This window comes from Aminobacter sp. P9b, assembly GCF_045345995.1.
Lineage (GTDB): Bacteria > Pseudomonadota > Alphaproteobacteria > Rhizobiales > Rhizobiaceae > Aminobacter > Aminobacter niigataensis.
This window is the reverse complement of record NZ_CP150082.1, coordinates 2,390,710-2,412,055: the sequence shown is the minus strand read 5'-3', so window position 1 is coordinate 2,412,055 and position 21,346 is coordinate 2,390,710. Positions and strand designations below refer to the sequence as shown.

Below are 21,346 nucleotides of genomic sequence, written 5' to 3'. Positions count from 1 at the left end.
GCGCCGCTCATTCCGCTGACTTTTAGCCGAATTTTAATCTTTTTCCCCCGCCCCACTGGACAAGGCGAATCAGCTTTGATTCTTTAGTGACGATTCGGAAGTTCGGTGTATGCCGGATCATCTACCAGGAAACGGGATTTGGGGAGCCATTTATGGCAAAGGCGGACGCGTGGGGCGCGCCCGATGAGACTGCTTTTGGTCGTCGCAGGCAGGCGCGTGGCGCTGGCCTGTCGGGCAATGCACGTCTTATCGCGGAGCCCGCGTACCGCCGGCTCCTTGCCGCCGAGCCGCTGCTTCGCCGCTCCATTCCGACGCTGATCGTCATCTTCCTGATCGTCGTTGCCGGTGCGCGCTTTCTGTCGATGATGGCCTTGCGCGACGATGTCGAACGCAACGCCAAGGCTATCCTGGCGCTTTCGGCCGGTGAGCTGGTCAACTCGCTGATGGCAGGCGCCACGACCGACGTGCCCTTTGCCGCCGCCAGCCATGACCTGCTCGAGCGCACGAGCCAGCAAGGCACGCTGAGCCGCAGCCATGTGATTGCGCTGACCGACGGGAATTTCCGCGTCGTCGCGGTCAGCCCGCAGTCGACCGGCTGGCAGGGCCAGTCACTCGACGCCATCATCTCGGGCGGGCAGCCCTTGTTCATGTTCGGCGACCGCGCCGGCGTGATGGACATCCGCATCGGCGGCCAGGACTGGCTGGCAGCGGTCAGCCTCGCCGACGACAAGCGGGCGGCAGCGGCGGCCATGGTGCCGAAGGATGCCGTGTTCGCCGACTGGCGCAAGACGGTGTCGCTCAACGTCGCGCTGTTCGTGATGACGGCCGGCATCCTGATCATCATCCTCTATGCCTATTTCAGCCAGGCGGCGCGCGCCCAGGCCGCCGACGGCATCTATCTCGAAGCGCATGAGCGCATCGATCTCGCCCTTGTCCGCGGCAAATGCGGGCTGTGGGATTGGGACATGGTTCGCGGCAAGATGTACTGGTCGGGCTCGATGTACCAGTTGCTCGGCTACGAGGCCTGCGAGGCGATGCTGTCGTTCGGCGAAGTGGCGCGCATCATCCACCCCGAAGACGGCGACCTGTTCGAACTGGCCAACCAGGTGGTGGCCCGCGAAGTCGACCATATCGACCGAGTCTTCCGCATGCGCCATGCCGATGGGCGCTGGGTGTGGATGCGCGCCCGCGCCCAGGTCGTCGACCCCGAAGCGCCCGAGATCCAGATGACCGGCATTGCCGTCGACATTACCGAGCAGCGGCATCTGGCGCTGCGCTCGGAGGCCGCGGACCAGCGGCTGCGGGCGGCGATCGAGAACATCACCGAATCCTTCGTGCTTTGGGATGCCAGCGACAGGCTGGTGATGTGCAATTCGAAATACCAGCACGACAACGGCCTGAGCGACCGCGACGTGCTGCCGGGGACGGCCCGCCAAGATCTCGAAGAGCGCATGGTCGCTTTCGTGTCCGAGCGGCGGCTGGCCAGCGCCAACGGCCCGCGTGCCGGCGCGTCCTATGAACGCCAGTTGGCGGACGGGCGCTGGCTGCAGGTCAACGAACTGACCACCCGCGACGGCGGCCTTGTGTCTGTCGGTTCCGACATCACCCAGATCAAGCAGCACCAGGACAAGCTGATGGAGAGCGAGCGCCGGCTGATGGCGACGATCCACGATCTCAGCCTGGCGCGACGCTCCGAAGAGGAACGCTCGGGCGAACTGGTCGAGCTCAACCGCAAGTACATGAAGGAAACCGAGCGCGCCGAGGCGGCCAACCGCGCCAAGTCGGAATTCCTCGCCAACATGTCGCATGAGCTTCGTACGCCGCTCAACGCGGTGATCGGTTTTTCGGAGCTGATGGAGGGACGGCTGTTCGGACCGCTCGGCTCGCCGCGCTACGAGGAATATGCCCGCGACATCAACTCCAGCGGCAAGTATCTCCTGGGCGTCATCAACGACATCCTCGACATGTCGAAGATCGAGGCCGGCCAGTTCTCGATGGATCGCGAAGAGATCGACCTCTGCCCGCTGATCCGCGAGACGGTCAGGGTCGTCTCGCTGCAGGCGGCGCAGAAATCGATTACCGTCGAGACACAGATCGCCGAGCAGATGACACTGTTCGCCGACCGCCGCGCCATCAAGCAGATCGTCATCAACCTGCTGTCCAACGCGGTGAAGTTCACCGGCCATGGCGGCCGCATCACGGTGCGGGCACGCAACGCCTCGGGCGCGCTGACACTGAGCATCGAAGACAGTGGCTGCGGCATTCCCAAGCACGCGCTGGGCAAGCTCGGCCGTCCGTTCGAGCAGGTGCAGAACCAGTTCTCGAAGAACCACGAAGGTTCAGGCCTCGGCCTCGCCATTTCGCGCTCGCTGGCCGAGCTGCATGGCGGCGCGCTGAAAATCAGGTCCACCGAAGGCGTCGGAACGATCGTTTCGGTGCGCATACCGGTGCGCCGGATCGAGCGGCTGGCCAAGGCAGCCTGAGGCCACCCCGGAGGTCAAAGCCCCCGGGGCGGCAAGCCGGCGTTACTGCTGGTGACGCTTGCCATGCCCGTTGCGGGTCGGCATCTCGTCCTTGACGATCTTGCCGTCGTCGTTGCGATCCATCATCGCAAACATCTTCTTCTGGCGCGATTCGATCTCCGCCTTGGTCAGTTCGCCGTCGCCATTGGCATCGAACCGCTTGATGAGACGTTCGGCCATGCGCTCGGCGCGCATGCGCTGGATCTGGTCGGCCACCTCGGCGACGGTGATCTTGCCGTCCGCATTGCCGTCGGCGTCGACCAGCCGCTCGTTCATCGCCGCCGTGAACTCCTCGAAGGTGACGTCACCGCTCTTGTCGGCATCGGCCCGCTCGAAGCGCATCTGCGGCTTCATGCCCTGGCCGCGCGAGGGCTGCGCGGCGGCAAAGGCGGAGGTGCCGGCCGTGCCCGCGAGGGCGAGAAAGGCGATGGCGATCTTCGTTGACTTGCTCATGGGGTTTCTCCTGTTGCATCGGCACCCCCCGATGCTGATCGAAGCCCAAGCATGGCGTCCCACCGCCCTCACTTGCGCTTCGCACGAAGCAAACGGTCGAAGTGTGTCCTGACCGTTTGCGACGTCTCCTTGAGATGTGCCTCCAGCACGCCGAAATCGGGAAGGTCGGTTGCCGCGAGCAGCAAGTCCGACAGCCCCGGCGGAACATCGTTCCGCTCGAACGCACCGGTGAGGCACAGCCTCGTCATCTGTGTGATGGCCGAATAGAGCCCATAGGCTTCGACCAGGTCCTGCCGCACCTGCGCATCGGCAAAGCCGGGCGCGAGCCGGTGAAGCGTGTCGGTCGTGCCGGTGGCATGGCCCTCTCCTTCGATCCTGCCGGTCAGCACCGCCACCTGGGCGATGAATTCGAGGTCGATCAGCCCGCCGGGCACAAGCTTGATGTCCCAGAGGTCGTGCGGCGGCTTTTCGTCCTCGATCATCTGGCGCATGTCGCGCGCCTCGGCGGCAACCTTGGCGGTATCGCGCGGCAAGGCGATGATGGAGGCCACCTCGGCTTCGACCTCGGCGCGCAACGAGGCGTTGCCGGCGATGGGCCGCGCGCGCGTCAGCGCCATGTGTTCCCAGGTCCAGGCTTCCTCGCGCTGGTATTTGCGGAAGGACGAGATGTGGGTCGCGACCGGCCCCTTGTTGCCCGAAGGGCGCAGCCGGAGATCCAGCTCGTAGAGCACACCTTCGGCGGTCGGGGCGGATACCGCCGCGATGAGGCGCTGGGTCATGCGGGCGTAGTAGTGCGAGGGGGCAAGCGGCTTGTCGCCGTCGGATTCCTCGGCGTTCTCAAGGTGGTCGTAGAGCAGGATCAGGTCGACATCGGAACCGGCGGTCAGTTCGCGGCTGCCGAGCTTGCCCATGCCCAAGATCGCCACCCGGGCGCCTGCCACCTTGCCATGGCGGCGGGCGAACTCGGCCTCGACGGCTTCAAGGGCAGCACCCACGGTCAGGTCGGCGAGATCGGAGAAGGCCTTGCCGGCACGTGCCGGATCGATCGCACCGGCCAGCAAACGGACGCCAATCAGGAACTTCTGTTCCGCGGCGAAGATGCGCAGGCGGTCGAGCACGTCCTCGTAGAGCCGGGTGCTTTCGAGGAATGCCGAGAGACGGGTCGCGAGATAGGCGCGGTTGGGCAGTTCGGACAGCAATGCGGGATCGAGCAGGCCGTCGAAGACGTGCGGCCGGCGCGTGATGATGGCGGCAAGCCGGGGGGCGGCACCCATGATGGTGGCGAGCAGCTTGAGCAGCGCCGGATTGGACTGGAGCAGCGAAAACAGCTGGATGCCTGCCGGCAGTCCTGCGAGGAACTCGTCGAAGCGCATCAGTGCCTCGTCGGCCCGGCGCGTCTTGCCGAAGGCTTCGAGCAGCGCCGGGGTGAGCTCAGTCAGGCGTTCGCGCGCTTCGGCCGACTGGGTGGCGCGATAGCGGCCGAAGTGCCAGCTGCGGATGACACGGCAGATGTCCGACGGCCGCTGGAAGCCGAGCTGGCGCAGTGTGTGCAGCGTGTCGGGGTCGTCGACATCGCCGGTGAAGACGAGGTTGCCGATGCCGGCGGAAAGCTCGGGCGCGGCTTCGAACAGCGCCGCATAATGCCGCTCGACCTCCTGCAGCGAGGCGCGGAAGGTCTGGGAGAAGGCCCCCGCATCGGCGAAGCCGAGCATGTGGGCAATGCGCTCCAACCCCTCGTCGTCCTCGGGCAGGGTGTGGGTCTGTTCGTCGGCGACCATCTGGATGGCGTGCTCGACGCGGCGCAGGAACCAGTACTGCCGTTCGAGCGCGTCGCGCGCTTCCATGGTGATCCAGCCGCGCACGGCGAGCTGGTCGAGCATCGGCACGGTGGCGCGGCCACGCAGCTCGGGAAAGCGGCCGCCGGCGATCAGTTGCTGGGTCTGGACGAAGAACTCGATCTCGCGGATGCCGCCGCGGCCAAGCTTGACGTTGTGGCCTTTGACGGCGACCTCGCCGTGGCCCTTGTGGGCGTGGATCTGGCGCTTGATCGAGTGGACGTCGGCGATGGCCGCATAGTCCATGTATTTGCGCCAGACATAGGGCTGCAGCTCTTTGAGGAAGGCTTCGCCGGCAGCAATATCGCCTGCCACCGGGCGCGCCTTGATCATCGCCGCGCGCTCCCAGTTCTGGCCGCGGCTTTCGTAATAGTGGAGTGCTGCATGGACCGAGATCGCCAGCGGCGTCGATCCGGGATCGGGACGCAAGCGCAGGTCGGTGCGGAAGACATAACCGTGCTCCGTGCGGTCCTGCATGATGCGGACCAGGCGACGAGTCAGGCGCGCGAACAACTCGGTCGCTTCGAGCGGGTCAATGATCGCCGGCGCTTCGGGATCGAAGAACACGACGAGATCGATGTCGGAGGAGAAGTTCAATTCGTGGGCGCCGAGCTTGCCCATGCCGAGCAGGATCCAGCCCGAGCCGACGGTCGGGTTTTCGGGATCGGACAACTTGAGCTTGCCCTGGTCATGCGCATCCCTGAGCAGGAAGTTCACCGCCGCACTGGTGCAAAGGTCGGCCAGCTCGCTCAGCCTGTGAACGCTGGCAGAGGCGGTTGCTTCGCCGGAGAGGTCGGCCAGTGCGATGAGGAAATGGGCCTCCGCCTTCAGCCGGCGCAGCCGCATCATCAGCGTGGCCTCCGTCACGCCCTCCTCACGGGGGGATGCCGCGATCGCTTGGCCGATTTCCTGAAGCCGCTGCTCGATCGACCGGTCAAACAACCGGTCGAGCATTTCGAGCTGACGCCTGGCACTGTGGCGCATGAACTCCGAAAGGTCGAAGACTGCGGCAAGCAACCCTTGGGCCGGGCCCTTGGCTTTCAGGAACGAGGCGAGCCGATCGAGGCCCTCCTCCTTGGCCAAGACGGCGAGTTCGGACAGTTCCCGCCAGGCACGTTCGGGATCGAGCGGTGCGATCTCGATCTTGGGCTCCAGCCGCCATTCGGTCGCTTTCTGTCTGGCAGCAGTTTTCATCTATTCGTCCTTCGGTCCGGGGAAACCCATCAGGACCGATAATCCGGGATTGCCGGGCAGGAGATCAAGCCGGCCATTGTGAAACTTCATCACGGCCTTGGCGAGACTGAGGCCAAGGCCGGAACCCGGCTGCGACCGGCTCTTTTCCAGCCTTACGAAGCGCTCGGTGGCGCGCTTGCGGTCGCCTTCGTCGGGGATGCCTTCGCCGTTGTCGGCGACCTGGACCCGGATTTCGTCGCCCTCGCGTCGCAAGGTGACATCGACATGAGGTTTTTCGACTGCGCCTGCGGAATACTTGATGGCGTTGTCGACGATGTTCGAAAGCGCCTGGGCGATCAGTTCACGATTGCCGCTGACGACAAAGTCGCCGTCGATCGTCGCTTCGAGGCCGACACCCAGTTCTTCGGCGACAGGCTCGTAAAGTTCAACGACATCCCGAACGACCGCAGCCAAGTCGACCTTGGCCACGGTTTCGGCGGAGTAGCCCGCCTCGAGCCGCGAAATCATCAGGATGGCGTTGAAGGTGCGGATAAGCTGGTCGGATTCGGCGATGGTGCCTTCCAGCGCCTCGCGATAGTCGGCGCCGGTCTTCTTGCCCGACAGGGCCGCCTCGGCGCGGTTGCGCAGGCGCGTCAGCGGCGTCTTGAGATCGTGGGCGATGTTGTCGGAGACCTGCTTGAGCCCGTCGTTGAGATGGGCGATGCGGGCCAGCATGGCGTTGAGGTTCTCGGAAAGCCGGTCGAACTCGTCGCCCGCGCCGGTGACCGGCAGCCGGCCGCTCAGGTCGCCGCCCATGATGCGCCGGCTGGCCTCGGACACGCCGTCGATATGCTTCAGCGCGCGGCGGCCGACGAAATACCAGATCAGCAGGCCACCAAACCCCATCATGCCGAGCGCCAGCATCAGCGAGCGCTGGATGACGTCGCGGAAACGCTCGGGCTCGCCGAGGTCGCGGCCGACCATCAGGATCATCTGGTTGGGCAGCCGCAGCACCACGGCAATGGCGTTGTGCCCGACTTCGGTGGCGGCTTCCGCTTCACCCTGCTCGGCGGCGCCCTGGGAACGTCGGCCGGAGGCCTCGCCGTAACGCTCGTAGGAGAACGGCAGAGCGGTCCAGCCCTCGCGCTGCAGGACACCGGGCTGGATGCTCTGGACATTGCCCGAAAGGATGCGGCCGTTGGGATCGGCCAGCAGATAGAGGTTGGCGCCGGGCTGGCGCGAACGTTGCTCGACCACCCGCACAAGAACCGGGATGCCGCCGCGTTGGTAGGCGCGGCCGAGGCCCTGGACTTCCTCGTTGATGGTTTCCTGCGACTGGGCCAACAGCATGCGCGCCGACAGCGACGTCATGTAGAAGACTAGGAGCACCGCGCACAGGGCGAACAGCAACAAATAGAGCGCCGAAAGGCGCGCCGCCGTGGTTTTCATGATGGCCGGCAGCCTGAGCGCCATCAGCCGGCCTTGAGCATGTAGCCGGCGCCGCGAATAGTGTGCAGGATCGGCTTGTCGAAGCCCCTTTCGATCTTGCCGCGCAGCCGCGAGACATGGACGTCAATGACGTTGGTCTGCGGATCGAAATGATAGTCCCAGACGTTTTCGAGCAGCATCGTGCGTGTCACCACCTGGCCGGCGTGGCGCATCAGATATTCGAGCAGGCGGTATTCGCGCGGCTGCAGGGTGATTTCCTGCGAGGAGCGGCGGACCGAATGGGAGAGCCGGTCGAGTTCGAGATCGCCGACCCGGTAGACTGTCTCGGATTCGCGCGCCGGGGCACGACGGTTCAGCACTTCGACGCGGGCGAGCAGTTCGGAGAAGGCGTAGGGCTTGGTCAGGTAGTCGTCGCCGCCGGCGCGCAGGCCGGTCACCCGGTCATCGACCTCGCCGAGAGCCGACAGGATCAGGACGGGGGTGGTATTGCCGCGCGAACGCAGACCGGCGATCACCGACAGGCCGTCGCGGCGAGGCAGCATGCGGTCGACGACCATGACGTCGTATTCGCCAGCGTCCGCAAGCGCGAAACCGGAATCGCCGTCACCCGCCACATGGGCAGTATGTCCGGCCTCGGCGAAAGCTTTCTGCAGATAGTCCGCTGCCTCGCGGTCATCTTCGATGACGAGAATCTTCATGCCGCCGTTATAAACGATTTTGCCTGAGATCAGAGGCGCCATGTCGTACTCCTCTTGCATGCGAAAGCGGCAGCGGGCGATGGGAAGTCCGCTGCCGCCGGGGCCGGAACGAAGACTGACAAACTATCCGGCACCGTCAGCTCCCATCGAGCGGCTCGGGGGTGATGAAACCGCCCGACGGGAGAGACCGTTCAGCCTTGGCCGACAGGCAGGGCGACGAAGCGGTTGGTGTCTTCACGGCTGATCTGGAAGAGCACGGCCTTGCGGCCGGCTTTCGCCGCCTGCTCGATGGCAGCCGAGACGTCCGCCGGACCCTTGACCTCGACCGAGTTGACCGAGGTGATGACGTCGCCTGCCTGGATGCCGCGATCGGCGGCCTCGCTGGACGGATCGACATCGGTGACCACGAGACCCTTGCCGTCCTCGGATGGCGTGACGGTCAGGCCGAGGTCTGCCAGCGAGGTCGGTTCGCCGGGTTCAGCCGACTGATCGGCAGAGGCCTGCTTGTCGCCACCCGGAATCTCGCCGAGACCGACCTTGACCGTTTCGGCCTTGCCATTGCGCCAGACCGTGATGTCGACCGACTTTCCGGGCGTGATGCCGGCGATCAGGCGCGACAGTTCCTTGGGCGAGGCAACATCCTGGCCGTCGACGCCGGTGATGATGTCGCCGGCAACGATGCCCGCCTTCTTGGCCGGGCCGGTGTCCTGGGCGCTCGCAACAAGGGCACCCTTCTCACTCTTCAAGCCGAGGGACTCCGCGATGTCCGACGTGACCGGCTGGATTTCAACGCCGAGCCAGCCGCGCTGGACACTGCCGCTCTTCATCAGGTCCTGCACCACCTGCTTGGCGGTCGAGGCAGGAATGGCGAAGGCGATGCCGACATTGCCGCCAGAAGGCGAGAAGATGGCCGTGTTGATGCCGACGACTTCGCCATTGAGGTTGAAGGCCGGACCGCCCGAATTGCCGCGGTTGACCGCAGCGTCGATCTGCAGGAAGTCGTCATAAGGACCGGCGCCGATGTCACGGCCGCGGGCCGAGACGATACCGGCGGTGACGGTGCCGCCGAGGCCGAACGGATTGCCGACAGCCACGACCCAGTCGCCGACCCGCACCTTCGCGTCATCGGCAAAGCCGACATAGGTGAACTTGGCGTCGGCTTCAACCTTGAGCACGGCCAGATCGGTGCGCGGGTCGGTGCCGATCAGCTTGGCGTCGTATTCCTTGCCGTCGTCGGTGACCACCGTATAGGCGCTGCCGTCTTCGACCACGTGGTTGTTGGTGACGAGATAGCCGTCCTCGGAGATGAAGAAGCCCGACCCCTGGGCAACCGGACGCGGCTTCATCTGGCCACGGTCACCACGGTTCGAGCGCGGAGCGCGGTTCTGGGTGCCATCTTCGCCAAACTGGCGGAAGAAGCGCTTTAGCGGATGGTTGTCGGGAAGGTTGTCGAAACCCTGCTGGTCTGAGAAAGGCGAGTCGCCACGGTCCGATGCCGGTGCAATCTTGGCCTTGACCTGGACGCTGACGACAGCGGGGGAAACCTGCGAAACGACGTCGGCGAAGCCTGGCGCCTGAGGTGCCTCGACACGCACGGCTTCGGCGAAAACCGGTGCCGTTCCGCCGGCAACGGCGCCAATGCCGATCGCGCCAGCGAGGGCAACGGAAGCGGCGGCGGCCATGAAACGCTTGCGCGAACGCGAAAGGGAGGTGGGAGCGTTGCTCATAGTCTCTGATCCTCTTGAACGGGATGCCTTGGATCTGCATCCGATGGCTCAAGAGATAGAGAGGCTCACATTACGGCACCATTTCCGAAGCATGAAACTTTCGTAATGTTTGTCGTGTCAGACGTCCTTGCGCAGGATCGCGTCGAGCGCTTCCTGCTCGTCCTTGCTCAAGGCGGCCGGTTCCTGCCGGCGCCGCGAGCGCGCCGACAAGAAAACGAAAGCGCCGCCGCCGAGCAGCAGCAGGAGCGGCGTGCCCCACAACAAGGCGTTACGCAGATTGAACTGCGGCTTCAGCAGGACGAACTCGCCGTAGCGCGAGACGATGTAGTCCATCACCTGTTCATCGCTGTCGCCGGCAACCAGCCTCTCACGCAAAAGCACGCGCAGGTCGGCGGCCAGTTCGGCGTCGGATTCGTCGATGGACTGGTTCTGGCAGACCATGCAGCGCAGCTCCTCCGACAGCAGGCGCGCGCGCGCCTCCAGCTTCGGATCGGCAAGCATCTCGCTGGGTTTCACCGCAAGCGCCGTCCCCGCGAAAAGGAAGGCGGCAAGGAAGCCTGCAATGGCCGGCAGTTTCGTCTTCATGTCACGACCGGGCTGGGTTTGGCCGACTTGCGCTTCGCCGGCGCACCGACGCGCAGCCGACGGTCCATCAGCGACACGAAGCCGCCCGCCATCATCACCAGCGTGCCGCCCCAGATCAAGGTCACCAGCGGCTTCCACCAGACACGCACGACCACCGCTCCGTCATTCGCTTCATCGCCTAGCGAGATGTAGAGCTGGCTGAGCCACAACGTCTTGATGCCGGCCTCCGTCGTCGGCATCTGGCGGACAGGATAGAAGCGCTTGGCCGAGACGATCTCGGCAACCGGCTGTCCGGCAGCGCCAAGCAGCGAGAAACGCCCCTGGTCTTCGGTGAAATTGGGTCCGCGCACAGGCTGCAGGCCCTCGAAGCGGAGGCGGTGACTGGCGATCTCCAGCACCTGCCCGGGCTTCATGACGAGGATCGCCTCCTTCTCGAACGACAGGACCCCGACGATGCCGAGCAGGGTCAATCCAAGGCCGAGGTGGGCGAGCGCCGTACCGAACACCGATCGCGGCAGGCCGAGGAAGCGGCGCAGCGCGACCTTCGGCGCGACATTGCCAATGCCGGCCTTCAGCGAGAGGTCGGTCAGCGCTCCGAGTACCAGCCAGGCGGCAAGGCCCGCACCAAGCGCGGCGAAGACCGAGGCGCCGTCGATGAACAGGAAGGTGACGAGGACGACCAGAAGGGCAGCGCCGAAAGCAAACATCAGCCGTTGCGCCACCGCTGCAACGTCGCCGCGCTTCCAGGCGAGCAGCGGCCCGAACGGCACGAGCACAAGCAGCGGCATCATCAGCGGGCCAAAAGTGAGGTTGAAGAACGGCTCGCCGACCGAAATCTTCTCGCCGAACAGCGCCTCGACCATCAGCGGATAGAGCGTGCCGATCAGCACGGTAGCAGTGGCCGTGGTCAGGAACAGGTTGTTGAGCACCAGCGCGCCTTCGCGCGAGATGGGATGGAAGATGCCGCCGGCCGTCAGCGAGGACGCGCGCAGCGCAAACAGCGCCAGGGAGCCGCCGATGAACACTGTGAGGATGCCGAGGATGAACACACCTCGGCTCGGATCGCTGGCAAAGGCATGCACCGACGTCAGCACGCCGGAGCGCACCAGGAAGGTGCCGAGCAGCGACAGCGAGAAAGTCAGGATGGCAAGCAGCAGTGTCCAGATCTTCAGCGCCGAGCGCTTTTCCATGACGATGGCCGAATGCAGCAGCGCGGTGCCGGCGAGCCAGGGCATGAAAGAGGCGTTTTCGACCGGATCCCAGAACCAGAACCCGCCCCAGCCGAGCTCGTAATAAGCCCAGTAGGAGCCCATGGCGATGCCACCGGTGAGGAACACCCAGGCGGCCAGCGTCCATGGGCGTACCCAGCGCGCCCACGCAGCGTCGATGCGCCCCTCGATCAGGGCTGCCACGGCGAAGGAAAAACAGACCGAAAAGCCGACATAGCCAAGATAAAGCAGCGGCGGATGCACGGCGAGGCCGATGTCCTGGAGAATCGGGTTGAGATCCTTGCCTTCGATAGGCGCTGGGATCAGTCGGGCGAAAGGGTTCGACGTGATCAGGATGAAGAGCAGGAAAGCCGTGCCGATCCAGCCTTGGACGGCGAGCACATTTGCCCGAAGCGTAGCCGGAAGATTGCTGCCGAAGGCCGCAACCAACGCACCGAAGAAGCTGAGGATCATCACCCAAAGCAACATCGAGCCTTCGTGATTGCCCCATGTGCCGGTGAATTTGTAGATCATCGGCTTGAGCGAATGCGAATTCTCCCAGACGTTGACGAGCGAAAAGTCGGACTGGACATAGGCCAGCGTCAGGACCGTGAAGGAAAGCGCGATCATGGCGAAACCGGTGACGGTCACGGGACCGCCGACCGCCATCAGCTTCGCGTCGCCCTTGTAGGCTCCGTAGAGCGGCACCAGCGACTGCACCAGCGACAAGACGAGCGCCAGGACAAGCGCGAAGTGACCCATTTCGACCATGTCAGCACCGTCCGCCGTTCATTGCGTGCTTTCCTGCCAGACGCCCTTTTCCTTCAGGCTGTCGGCGACTTCCTTGGGCATGTAATTCTCATCGTGCTTGGCCAGCACGCTGTCGGCGACAAACACGCCGTCCGATCCAAAGCTACCCTCGGTGATCACGCCCTGCCCTTCCCGAAACAGATCGGGCAGAAGGCCAGTGTAGCGCACTTTGACCGTTTCTTCGGAATCGGTCACCCCGAACGCAACCTCGGTGCCCTGGCCGCGAACGATGGTGCCATTCTCGACGAGACCGCCGAGACGAATGCGCTGGCCTGGCTCGAGGGTCGCCGCCTGCAGGTCGGCGGGCATGTAGAAATAGGATGCCTTCTGGCCAAGCGCATAGAAGGTCAGCGCGGTCGCCGCGCCGAGAAAGGCCAGCGCACCAGCGATGACCGACAGGCGTTTCTGTTTGCGCGTCATGGGCTACTCCGTGACCTTCAGGCCAAGCGAGCCGGCCAATTCGGTGAGCTTGCGGCCATCGTCACTGTCGCGGCCAAGAGCTGCGTAGGCACGCCCCAGCGCTTCCTGGGCCAGTTCGGTCTTGCCGAGCACCTGATAGGAACGCACCAGCCGCAGCCAGCCTTCCGGATCGCGCGGATTCTGGCGCAGCTTCTCGTCCAGGGTCGCAACCATTCCTTCGATCATCGCCGTGCGATCGCCTGAGGACATCGAAGCTGCAGCATCGATGTCGCTCTGGTTCGGCCCGGGAGCACCCGCCGCTTGGTTAGCCGGGGCGCCAGGCGCTTCTGCCTGGGCAACGGCCTGTTCGGCTACTGAACGCCATGGCGAATCCGCCGGCAAGCTCTCGGCCAGCTGACGCCAGGCGATGGCCGCCTCGGCAACCTTGCCCTCCTGGGCCAGAGCCAGGCCCAGGAAATAGCGGGCCTTTGGATTGGCAGGCTCGAGCTTGAGTGCGGCTTCGAAGGCAACGCTGGCCTCCGAAGTGACGATGCCGCCCGAAACGCCGGCGATTGCCTCGCCAAGACCCGACTGACGTGCGGCGGTGGAGCCTTCGAGGCGGATCGCATTGCGATAGGCGGTGACGGCGTCGTCGGCCCGGCCCATGCGCTGGTAAATCGGCGCCAGAACGTCCCATCCTCGGCCATCCGATGGGTTGGCGATCAGATGCGCCTCGGCACGGGCAATCAGTTCGTCGACCGAACTGTCGGCCGGCTTCTGCTCGAGACGTGCCTTCAAGGGCTGCGACGGCACATCCGGCGAGCCGATCGCCGTGTAGATGCTCCAGGTCAGCACAGGAATCGCCAGCACGGCGACAACGCCGACCAGCCGCGGCGCAAGCGGCGATGCGCTTTTCGCCTTCGACCCGCTTTCCGCATCGAGTTTGATAATACGGCGCGCAATCTCGGCGCGTGCCTGCTCGGCTTCGGAGGGCGCGATCAGCCCGCGCGCGGCATCCTTGTCGAGTTCGGTCAGTTGATCGCGATAGACTTCAAGGTCGTGGCTGGTGTCGGCTTCGCCTTCGGCCTGTCGCGCCAAGGGCAACAGAACCGCAAGGCTCGCACCAAGTGTCAATACAGCGGCTATGACCCAGAACAGCATGGCACCTAAATAGCTAGCAGCCTCCATGCTGCCAACATCTCCGTCCTGCGGCTTATTGACGGCGGGCGCTGTTGCCAAAGCAACAACGCGTGACAATTCAGGTCAGGGGCGTCCAGCTGCCATCCGCGTTGCGGCAGGCCGTACCGCGAGCAACCAGCGGCGTGCCTGTCGTGAACACGGTCTGCGAATACTGGCGGCAGTCCTGCGATCCGACCCGATACGGCTGCGCGGCGACGACCTCGCCGGAACGGGACCCGCCTTTCCAGGCAACGCCCTGTCCGCCCTGGCCGTATTCCAGTGCGCGGTACTCGGCCTCGAGCGCCTTGCGCCGGTCACCATCGCTCAGGCCATTGCCGATCGTACCACCGATCAAGCCACCATCCATCGCGTTGATGATGCGCGCTGCAACCTTGCCGTTGGAAGCCCCGCTATCGCCGCCGCCGAGCGCCGGCACGATTCCGCCGCCGCTGCTCAAACCGGAGGTCGTGCATCCGGAGCCGGCAAGCAGTCCCGCAACCAGTGCCACCCGAAGTCTCATGCTCATCACCGGTTCCGAATTTGCGTCCGCTTACAAGGGCTTGGCGCCGCGTTAGATTGCATCTTTGGCCGAAATGGGGCCGATTCGGCCAGCCATTTCTATTGCACGCCGCGCAACTCGACGACGGCCTTCAATCCGCCCATCGCCGATCGCTCCAATCGAAGCGCCCCGCCATACTCCTTGACCAGGTCTGCGACGATGGCGAGACCGAGGCCGGTGCCCGGTTTTGTTTCGTCGAGGCGTTTGCCGCGCTGCATCGCTTCGCGCGCCTTGTCCTCAGGAATTCCCGGGCCGTCGTCCTCGATCTGGAGCAAAAAGCGCGGCGGTTCTTCGCCGACAGCTGCTACCGGCTCCACCGAAACCTTGACAGCACTGTGCGCCCATTTCATCGCGTTTTCGAGCAAATTGCCGACAACCTCCTCGAGATCCTCCCGTTCTCCGGCGAAGACCACTTCAGTTTCCGGCAAGGTCAAGGTGATCCTGGTGCCACGGGTCAGCTTTTCCATCACCCGAACCATGCGCTGCAACAGCGGTGCGACGGGAGTTCGATAGACGACACTCTCGCGTTGCGCGGCGACCCGTGCCCGCTGGAGATAATGGTCGATCTGCTTTTGCATCGCCGTCGCATGGTCGGCGATGAGTTGCCCCTTGGTACCGCCAAGCGCACGCCCCTCGTTGAGCATCACCGCGAGCGGCGTCTTCAGCGAATGCGCCAGGTTGCCCACCTGGGTTCGCGACCGCTCGACGATGCGGCGATTGTTTTCGATCAGCGCATTGGTCTCGTTGGCGAGCGGCTGGATTTCGGCCGGGAAACGTCCGGTCAGGCGTTGCGCCGTGCCCTCGCGGACCATGGCGAGCGCATTGCGGACCCGCGTCAACGGCTGCAGTCCGAGCAGGATCGCTATCGCGTTGATCGCGATCATGCCGAAGCCGAACAGCGACAGATAGGTGAAGAGACGCCACTCGAAGCCTCTGATCTCGTCCTCGAGTTCCGTGCGGTTGCCCATCACGCGAAAGCGCGCGATGCGGTTTTGCGAATCCAGCACGAACTCGGTCTCGAAGACCTCCAGTTCCTCGCCGACGATGCCATCGACCCGGTAGTGGCGTTGAAACTCGGCATTGAACGGGACGTCATCGACGCTCGGCGACGCCACCGGTTCGGTCATCGACGACGAGCGCAGTTGCCCGACAAGTCCCTTGGAGACCGGCTCGACCGACCAGTACCAGCCCGATTCCGGTTCCGAGAACCTGAGGTCGCCGAGATCGGGGCCTCCGGTGAGCGTGCCGCTGTCGGACACGCCGACAGAGCCGATGAGATTGAAGAGATGCGCCGACAGCAGACTGTCGAAACCGCGTTCGCTGGTCTGTCGGTAGAGCGAGCTGATGACCGTGAAGATCAGCGCAAACGCCAGGATCGCCCACACCGTCGAAAACGCGATGACGCGAAATGCCAGCGAACGCGGGCCGAGGCCCAGCACGTAGCGCTTCCAGCGACCCAGTCGTTTGCGAAGCTGTTCCGCCTTACGCCTCCGGCTCGCGCATGCGGTAGCCCATGCCGCGGACGGTTTCGATCATATCGATGCCCATCTTCTTGCGGAGGCGACCGACGAACACCTCGATCGTGTTGGAATCCCTGTCGAAGTCCTGGTCGTAGAGATGTTCGACCAGTTCGGTGCGGGAAACCACCTCGCCCATGTGGTGCATGAGATAGGCGAGCAAGCGAAACTCGTGCGATGTCAGTTTCAGCGGCACGCCATTGACGTCAGCCTTGGACGCCTTGGTGTCGAGCCTGACCGGGCCGCACGACAGTTCCGAAGAGGCGTGGCCGGCTGCGCGGCGTATCAACGCCCTCACCCGCGCCAGAACTTCCTCGATGTGGAACGGCTTTGTGACATAATCGTCAGCCCCGGCGTCGATGCCGGCGACCTTGTCGCTCCAGCGGTCACGCGCCGTCAGCATCAGCACCGGCATCTTGCGCCCTTCGCGGCGCCAGCGTTCGACGACGCTGATGCCGTCCATCTGCGGCAGGCCGATGTCCAGCACGATCGCGTCGTAGGGTTCGGTGTCGCCAAGAAAATGCCCCTCCTCGCCGTCAAAGGCCTTGTCGACGACATAGCCGGCGTCGGTCAGCGCCTCGGAGATCTGGCGGTTCAGGTCCTTGTCATCTTCAACGACGAGTATGCGCATGCGATTTTGCGACCAGTGGAACGATGGCAGAAGATATAGGCGATTCCGGGCGAGCGGGAAATCCGGACTAGTTGGCCGGCACAACGACCTCGACGCGGCGCGGACGCTGGCCATCCTTTGCAGGAACCAGCACGACGATCACGCAGACCGACTGCCCGCCCTGATTGGATTCGGAAGCGCGCGCCAAGGTGCCGCCATGTTGGTCGGCCACCTGCTGGCCGATCGAATAGCAATCTGCGGCCGCCACCAGGATCTCGCCGCCTTCCAACGTGCGCAGGGGCGCGGCGTTCGCCGACACGGCGAAAAGGCCGGCGGCGCTGAGCGCTGCAATCGTTGGCCGGAATATGGAGCGAAGCGTTTTCATGTCGAGGTTTCTAATACGCCAGTGCTGAACGTGGAATGAACGATGAATTCATGCAATCGACGCCATTGCAAGTCTGCTAGCCTTTGCCGATGCGTTGCTTGGCCGCCAACCTGCCGAAGATCGCAACCAGCCCCGAAAGAGCAGTGATCGCCTGCAGGATGGTATCGGTCAACGCGGAGTTGTCGATGCCGTCGAGCGGCAACCCGGCAAGCCCGGCCCCGCCTACCAGCATGGTCACCACCGAGGCCCAGATCGTTCGCGAGAGATACCAGGGTTTCAGGTTCAACATGTTCGATCCTTTCAGCTGAATGACCCACCCGCCTCAGGCGAGCGAAAACCGTCTTGTGACAGGAAGGCCCGGGCCTGCGGCGACGCTCAACTGGCGCACCGTGATGTCGACCGCCGGCGGCGGGACGCCGAAATCGGCAACGATGTCCGCCGCAGCGTAGATCCAGGCCGGCGTCGAGACGGTGGCCGAGCGGAGCACGCCACCGCCTGTGGCCGATACCTCGACGCGATATTCCTCCCGCTCCTCGCCGAGCGGAATGTCGCTAGCTTCCCAACTGTCGGCGTCGATACGTCCACGCCTGATCCACCACAGCGAAAGATCGCCGGCTCCCGCCCGCCTTCCCCTGAGGTGAACGGGAGAAAATGGCATCAGCGCGCGCTTGCCTCCTGTTTCGCTTGATGCAGAGAAGCTGGCGCTGGAGAAATCTGCACCCAGCGGACCGACGCGCCAATTGAGCTGCAAACCGGCCTCGCCGGCCAACAAACCGGCAGGCACCACCCCTTCGTCGAGGACGACCAGGTCTGCGCCAACCGCAGCGCCGGCGGCAGCGGCATCGCCAGTCCCGAACTGCCCGCGCAGCAGCCCACGCAATCGCCAAATCTCCGGTGCAATTTCCTCGGCACTTTCGAATTGCAGCACTTCCCAGGCGCCCCCGGCAGACCGCACCGCGACGAGGTTCGCGCCGTTGAGAAGTTGCAGCCGGCTGACACTCGCCAGCTCGCCTTCGTAAAGCTCAACGGTCAAAGCCGCCGCGCGGTCGATCCTTCCTTCCATTCCGGGCGCCAACATCGCCGTGAGCACACCGATGTCGGCACGGCGACCGACCGACCCGCGCAACGCAAAGCCGGTCTCCTCCGGTGAAACGAACAGCGCCTGGCTCCTCCAGGGCGTTTGCGTCACCGCGACGCGAAATTGCAGGTGCGGATTTGCCGTGCTGCCATCCATCATCGGAAGATCGAGAAATACGGCGTGGGGCTGTCCCGCAACAACCGGGGCGGTGGCTGCAACGCCAGGATTCGATGAACGCCAGGGCGCCGGCACCGATCGCGCCATCTGCCGTGCTGCAACCTTGCGAACCAACCCCTGTTCGATCTCGGTCACCAGGAATTCGTACGTGCTGCCGGAGGCCGGAAGCTTGATGATCGTGCCGGGCACGATATCCGCCCGTGGCTCGGCCAGGGCGAAGCTGACACGTTCGCGCTCTTGCCAGGTCCGCCGCATCCAGTCGTCGGCAAGCATGCGCGCCTGCCCGGCTTCCAGCACGCCAGGAAATGACAGGCCGTGCTGGCGACTGCCCACCGCGGCAAATCTCGTGCTCCTGACCGAAGCCGATTGATAGTCGGCAACCGGGTCGCGGAAACTGAGGATCGCCTCCGCCGGCAGATCGTGATCGGGGCTGCGTGCGGTCTCGGCCACGGCGTTCTCGCCGTCAAACGCGAGGTCGGTCAGTTCGATTGCGGCGATGTTCGAGGCTGTCGTCCGCTTGAATGCCAGTCCGCCCGGTTGCTGGCTCGCGGAAAGGCCAAACAAGTCGACCAGCGGTTCGAGCGCACCCCGCGCCGACGCCGGGTCGGCGATCACATAGCCGGTGACCGTTCCCTCGACGCCATCCACATTGGCCGGCGGCAGTCCATGATCGCGCAGGATGGCGTTGATGAGATCGGCAACCGTCGGGCTGCCAAAACGGCCGTTCAGCCAATGGCCGCGATGCCAGCCGGCGCCATCGGACCAGACTCGCGACTGCAGTGGGAAGACCGGATAGGGACGCGCGTCCCACGCCCAAACGTAGCTGCGCGCCACATCGACCATGCGGCCGCCATATACCGGCGACAGCGGATTGTACGCCCCGTTGAAGCCGGCTGACGCCGGATCCCAATGCGCGGCGTGCGCTTCGAGCAGGCGGCGCTGTGCAATGTCCGACCGGCCGCCGTTCGAAAAGTATGGCGTTCCGTTCTCGGACGATTTGACGTCCGGAAACATGTTGGGCTGGTTCGGCCCCTTGTCGATCGCCGGGCATCCAAGCTCGGTGAACCAGATCGGCTTGCTCCGCGGCACCCACGCCGTCGGCATTGCCGCTTCCACCCCGCCGGGCCGGTTATGGTGTTGGTTGCTCCACCAGCCGACCAGGTCCTTGTAGCGAAATACCCACGGCTTGCCGTGGGCGCCATCGCTGATCGGCGTTCTCGATTGCGATTGTCTCGCCTCGAAATTGGGATAATACCAGTCGAACCCCTCGCCGCCGACGATGGACGAGCTCAGGCCGGCGAGATCGTAGGGCGAGGCAAATCCGTCCGGGTTTCCGCCGGTATAGTCGCCGTCGCGCCAATCAGACAGGGGCATGTAGTTGTCGATGCCGACCGCATCGATTGCCGGATGCGCCCAAAGCTGGTCGAGATGAAAGTAGACGTCGCCGCTGCCGTCACCGGGCTGGTGCCCGTAATATTCGCTCCAGTCAGCGCCGTAGGTGATGCGGCATGCCGAACCCAACACCGCGCGAGCGTCAGACGCCAGGGTGCAAAGCTTCTCGACAAACGGAAAAGCATTGGCGCCGTCGCGCAATGTCGTCAGACCGCACAATTCCGTGCCGACGATGAACGCATCGACCCCGCCCGCCACAGCTGCGAGGTGCGCGTAATGCAAAATGAAGCGCCGGTAGCTCCAGTCGCCTGGATTGCCCCCGAAACTGATCATGTCGCCGGCAGCCGCGAACTGGGTCCGCAGCGCGGCCCCGGAGAACGCATCGATCTGGCTCCGCGCCGCCGCGGTGCGATCCACGGTGCCGGGAAGCAGCGGCGCCGGCGCGCAGGTGATGCGCCCGCGCCATGGATAACTCGGCTGGCTGGAATGGCCATAGGGATCAGGCAAGCTGTTACCCTCGGCAATGTCCATCATCACGAACGGATAGAGCGTCACCTTCAGGCCGCGGGCCTTGATCTCGGCGATCGCCTCTCTGACGCTCTTGTCGGAAGGCGTCCCGCCATAGGCCGGGCCTCCGGCGTGGGTCGAAACCACCATGGCTTCCGGCCGGCCGATGCCCGAAACCTGCCAAACTGCCGACAGGCCGGAGGTGGACGACTGGGTGACGCCGGGCCTTATCCGGCAATGACCCGCACGCAGGTCGGTGCCGAACCAGGCAACGACGAGCGCCACGTTCTCCAGGTTCGGGCAAAGCATCTGCAGTTCATCGAGCGAGGCGGCGATGTCGGTGCCGGCATACAGCACATGCCGATTGACCGCCTCCGTGTCGCCGGGCCGCCTCTGGCGCCGGACCAGGCTCGTCGACAGACCATATTCGGTGGCTCCCGGTATCAGCGAGATCGCGCGGACATGACTGCGCAATTCGCCTATCGGCCGGATCACCTCGAACTGCATCTGGGGAATGCGGTTGCCGTATTCGCCAATGTCCAGGTTCTCGACCACGGCGTAGGCCACGCCGCGATAGGCAGGAGCGTTGCCCGCACCCTGCTTGGCTGCAATCAGCGGATCGACGGCCTGGCCTTCGGTGCCGAGGTGAATGCGCAATTCGATCGTGTTGCGATCGATCTCGCGGCCATCAGCCCAGACCCGGCGAACCCCGGCGATCTCGCCTTCGCACAGGGCAAAGGCGGCATTGCCGTAATAGGCATATTCGGTGACCTTCGGCCCCATCTTGCCCTGGCGTCGCGTCGAACGTGTCTCTTTGAAACGCGTCGCCCAGATCAGCGTACCGCCGACACGCGCCGAGCCGTAGATGCGCGGCAGGGAGGCGCCCTCTTCTGCCGTGAACGGCCGCGCTCCCGCTAGCCGTGGACCTTCGATACGCCTTGTGCCGTCGATCAGTGCGCGGTCGACGACATAACCAGCCAGCGCGCCTGCAGCCGTGCCGATGGCGGTGCCGATAGGCCCGAGCATGCCGCCGAGAAACGCCCCGGCTGCCTGCAATAGAATGGTCGCCATCTCCGGTCTCCG

Annotated in this window: 16 protein-coding genes; 1 reads left to right on the top strand and 15 read right to left on the bottom strand. The window is 64.6% G+C overall.

Annotated elements, in window-relative coordinates:
* Positions 1-152: 152 nt before the first annotated feature.
* Positions 153-2,483, top strand: coding sequence for a PAS domain-containing sensor histidine kinase (locus WHT83_RS11880; RefSeq protein ID WP_406873878.1), 2,331 nt, complete (start codon positions 153-155; stop codon positions 2,481-2,483).
* Positions 2,484-2,525: 42 nt separating this feature from the next.
* Here the strand turns inward: WHT83_RS11880 and WHT83_RS11875 are convergent, their stop codons facing one another.
* From WHT83_RS11875 to WHT83_RS11805, 15 genes are all read right to left on the bottom strand, one after another.
* Positions 2,526-2,975 (bottom strand): EF-hand domain-containing protein, encoded by a 450-nt coding sequence (locus tag WHT83_RS11875; RefSeq protein ID WP_108608819.1) that lies wholly within the window; start codon positions 2,973-2,975, stop codon positions 2,526-2,528.
* Positions 2,976-3,043: 68 nt separating this feature from the next.
* Positions 3,044-6,004 (bottom strand): bifunctional [glutamine synthetase] adenylyltransferase/[glutamine synthetase]-adenylyl-L-tyrosine phosphorylase, encoded by a 2,961-nt coding sequence (locus WHT83_RS11870; protein ID WP_406873877.1) that lies wholly within the window; start codon positions 6,002-6,004, stop codon positions 3,044-3,046.
* Positions 6,005-7,456 (bottom strand): sensor histidine kinase, encoded by a 1,452-nt coding sequence (locus tag WHT83_RS11865; RefSeq protein WP_406873876.1) that lies wholly within the window; start codon positions 7,454-7,456, stop codon positions 6,005-6,007. It abuts the gene before it with no gap.
* Positions 7,456-8,130, bottom strand: a complete 675-nt coding sequence (locus tag WHT83_RS11860; RefSeq protein WP_406873968.1) for a response regulator transcription factor — start codon at positions 8,128-8,130, stop codon at positions 7,456-7,458. Before WHT83_RS11860 ends, WHT83_RS11865 begins: the two co-directional genes overlap by 1 nt.
* A 191-nt stretch (positions 8,131-8,321) precedes the next feature.
* On the bottom strand, positions 8,322-9,857 hold the full coding sequence (locus WHT83_RS11855) for a Do family serine endopeptidase (protein ID WP_406873875.1): 1,536 nt from the start codon (positions 9,855-9,857) through the stop codon (positions 8,322-8,324).
* Positions 9,858-9,974: 117 nt separating this feature from the next.
* Positions 9,975-10,442: a cytochrome c-type biogenesis protein gene (locus tag WHT83_RS11850; RefSeq protein WP_183263535.1), complete on the bottom strand. Its 468-nt coding sequence runs from the start codon at positions 10,440-10,442 to the stop codon at positions 9,975-9,977.
* Positions 10,439-12,421, bottom strand: a complete 1,983-nt coding sequence (locus WHT83_RS11845) for a heme lyase CcmF/NrfE family subunit (RefSeq protein ID WP_406873874.1) — start codon at positions 12,419-12,421, stop codon at positions 10,439-10,441. The genes WHT83_RS11850 and WHT83_RS11845 overlap by 4 nt, the downstream gene beginning before the upstream one ends.
* A gap of 18 nt (positions 12,422-12,439) precedes the next feature.
* Positions 12,440-12,880, bottom strand: coding sequence for a cytochrome c maturation protein CcmE (gene ccmE, locus WHT83_RS11840; protein WP_108608825.1), 441 nt, complete (start codon positions 12,878-12,880; stop codon positions 12,440-12,442).
* Between the two features lie 3 nt (positions 12,881-12,883).
* Positions 12,884-14,020, bottom strand: a complete 1,137-nt coding sequence (gene ccmI / locus WHT83_RS11835) for a c-type cytochrome biogenesis protein CcmI (RefSeq protein WP_406873967.1) — start codon at positions 14,018-14,020, stop codon at positions 12,884-12,886.
* A 97-nt stretch (positions 14,021-14,117) separates the two neighbouring features.
* A complete protein-coding gene (locus WHT83_RS11830) occupies positions 14,118-14,564 on the bottom strand; it encodes a hypothetical protein (RefSeq protein WP_406873873.1) in 447 nt (148 codons plus the stop codon).
* Between the two features lie 92 nt (positions 14,565-14,656).
* Positions 14,657-16,033: an ATP-binding protein gene (locus WHT83_RS11825; protein ID WP_406873966.1), complete on the bottom strand. Its 1,377-nt coding sequence runs from the start codon at positions 16,031-16,033 to the stop codon at positions 14,657-14,659.
* A 46-nt stretch (positions 16,034-16,079) separates the two neighbouring features.
* The gene (locus tag WHT83_RS11820; RefSeq protein ID WP_055978403.1) at positions 16,080-16,745 is read right to left on the bottom strand and encodes a response regulator transcription factor; all 666 of its coding nucleotides are present in this window, start codon (positions 16,743-16,745) and stop codon (positions 16,080-16,082) included.
* A 67-nt stretch (positions 16,746-16,812) separates the two neighbouring features.
* Positions 16,813-17,109, bottom strand: a complete 297-nt coding sequence (locus WHT83_RS11815; protein ID WP_108608829.1) for a hypothetical protein — start codon at positions 17,107-17,109, stop codon at positions 16,813-16,815.
* A 76-nt stretch (positions 17,110-17,185) separates the two neighbouring features.
* The gene (locus tag WHT83_RS11810; RefSeq protein ID WP_055978469.1) at positions 17,186-17,398 is read right to left on the bottom strand and encodes a hypothetical protein; all 213 of its coding nucleotides are present in this window, start codon (positions 17,396-17,398) and stop codon (positions 17,186-17,188) included.
* Positions 17,399-17,431: 33 nt separating this feature from the next.
* Positions 17,432-21,334 (bottom strand): glycoside hydrolase TIM-barrel-like domain-containing protein, encoded by a 3,903-nt coding sequence (locus WHT83_RS11805; RefSeq protein ID WP_406873872.1) that lies wholly within the window; start codon positions 21,332-21,334, stop codon positions 17,432-17,434.
* Positions 21,335-21,346 lie beyond the last annotated feature (12 nt).

Excerpts from the sequence above, each read along its gene's own strand:
- WHT83_RS11850 (WP_183263535.1), bottom strand. The coding sequence starts at position 10,442 with ATGAAGACGAAACTGCCGGCCATTGCAGGCTTCCTTGCCGCCTTCCTT.
- WHT83_RS11865 (WP_406873876.1), bottom strand. The coding sequence starts at position 7,456 with ATGGCGCTCAGGCTGCCGGCCATCATGAAAACCACGGCGGCGCGCCTT.
- WHT83_RS11870 (WP_406873877.1), bottom strand. The coding sequence starts at position 6,004 with ATGAAAACTGCTGCCAGACAGAAAGCGACCGAATGGCGGCTGGAGCCC.
- WHT83_RS11880 (WP_406873878.1), top strand. The coding sequence starts at position 153 with ATGGCAAAGGCGGACGCGTGGGGCGCGCCCGATGAGACTGCTTTTGGT.
- ccmI (WP_406873967.1), bottom strand. The coding sequence starts at position 14,020 with ATGCTGTTCTGGGTCATAGCCGCTGTATTGACACTTGGTGCGAGCCTT.
- WHT83_RS11845 (WP_406873874.1), bottom strand. The coding sequence starts at position 12,421 with ATGGTCGAAATGGGTCACTTCGCGCTTGTCCTGGCGCTCGTCTTGTCG.
- WHT83_RS11815 (WP_108608829.1), bottom strand. The coding sequence starts at position 17,109 with ATGAAAACGCTTCGCTCCATATTCCGGCCAACGATTGCAGCGCTCAGC.
- WHT83_RS11810 (WP_055978469.1), bottom strand. The coding sequence starts at position 17,398 with ATGTTGAACCTGAAACCCTGGTATCTCTCGCGAACGATCTGGGCCTCG.
- WHT83_RS11860 (WP_406873968.1), bottom strand. The coding sequence starts at position 8,130 with ATGAAGATTCTCGTCATCGAAGATGACCGCGAGGCAGCGGACTATCTG.
- WHT83_RS11805 (WP_406873872.1), bottom strand. The coding sequence starts at position 21,334 with ATGGCGACCATTCTATTGCAGGCAGCCGGGGCGTTTCTCGGCGGCATG.
- WHT83_RS11875 (WP_108608819.1), bottom strand. The coding sequence starts at position 2,975 with ATGAGCAAGTCAACGAAGATCGCCATCGCCTTTCTCGCCCTCGCGGGC.
- WHT83_RS11820 (WP_055978403.1), bottom strand. The coding sequence starts at position 16,745 with ATGCGCATACTCGTCGTTGAAGATGACAAGGACCTGAACCGCCAGATC.
- WHT83_RS11855 (WP_406873875.1), bottom strand. The coding sequence starts at position 9,857 with ATGAGCAACGCTCCCACCTCCCTTTCGCGTTCGCGCAAGCGTTTCATG.
- WHT83_RS11830 (WP_406873873.1), bottom strand. The coding sequence starts at position 14,564 with ATGAGCATGAGACTTCGGGTGGCACTGGTTGCGGGACTGCTTGCCGGC.
- ccmE (WP_108608825.1), bottom strand. The coding sequence starts at position 12,880 with ATGACGCGCAAACAGAAACGCCTGTCGGTCATCGCTGGTGCGCTGGCC.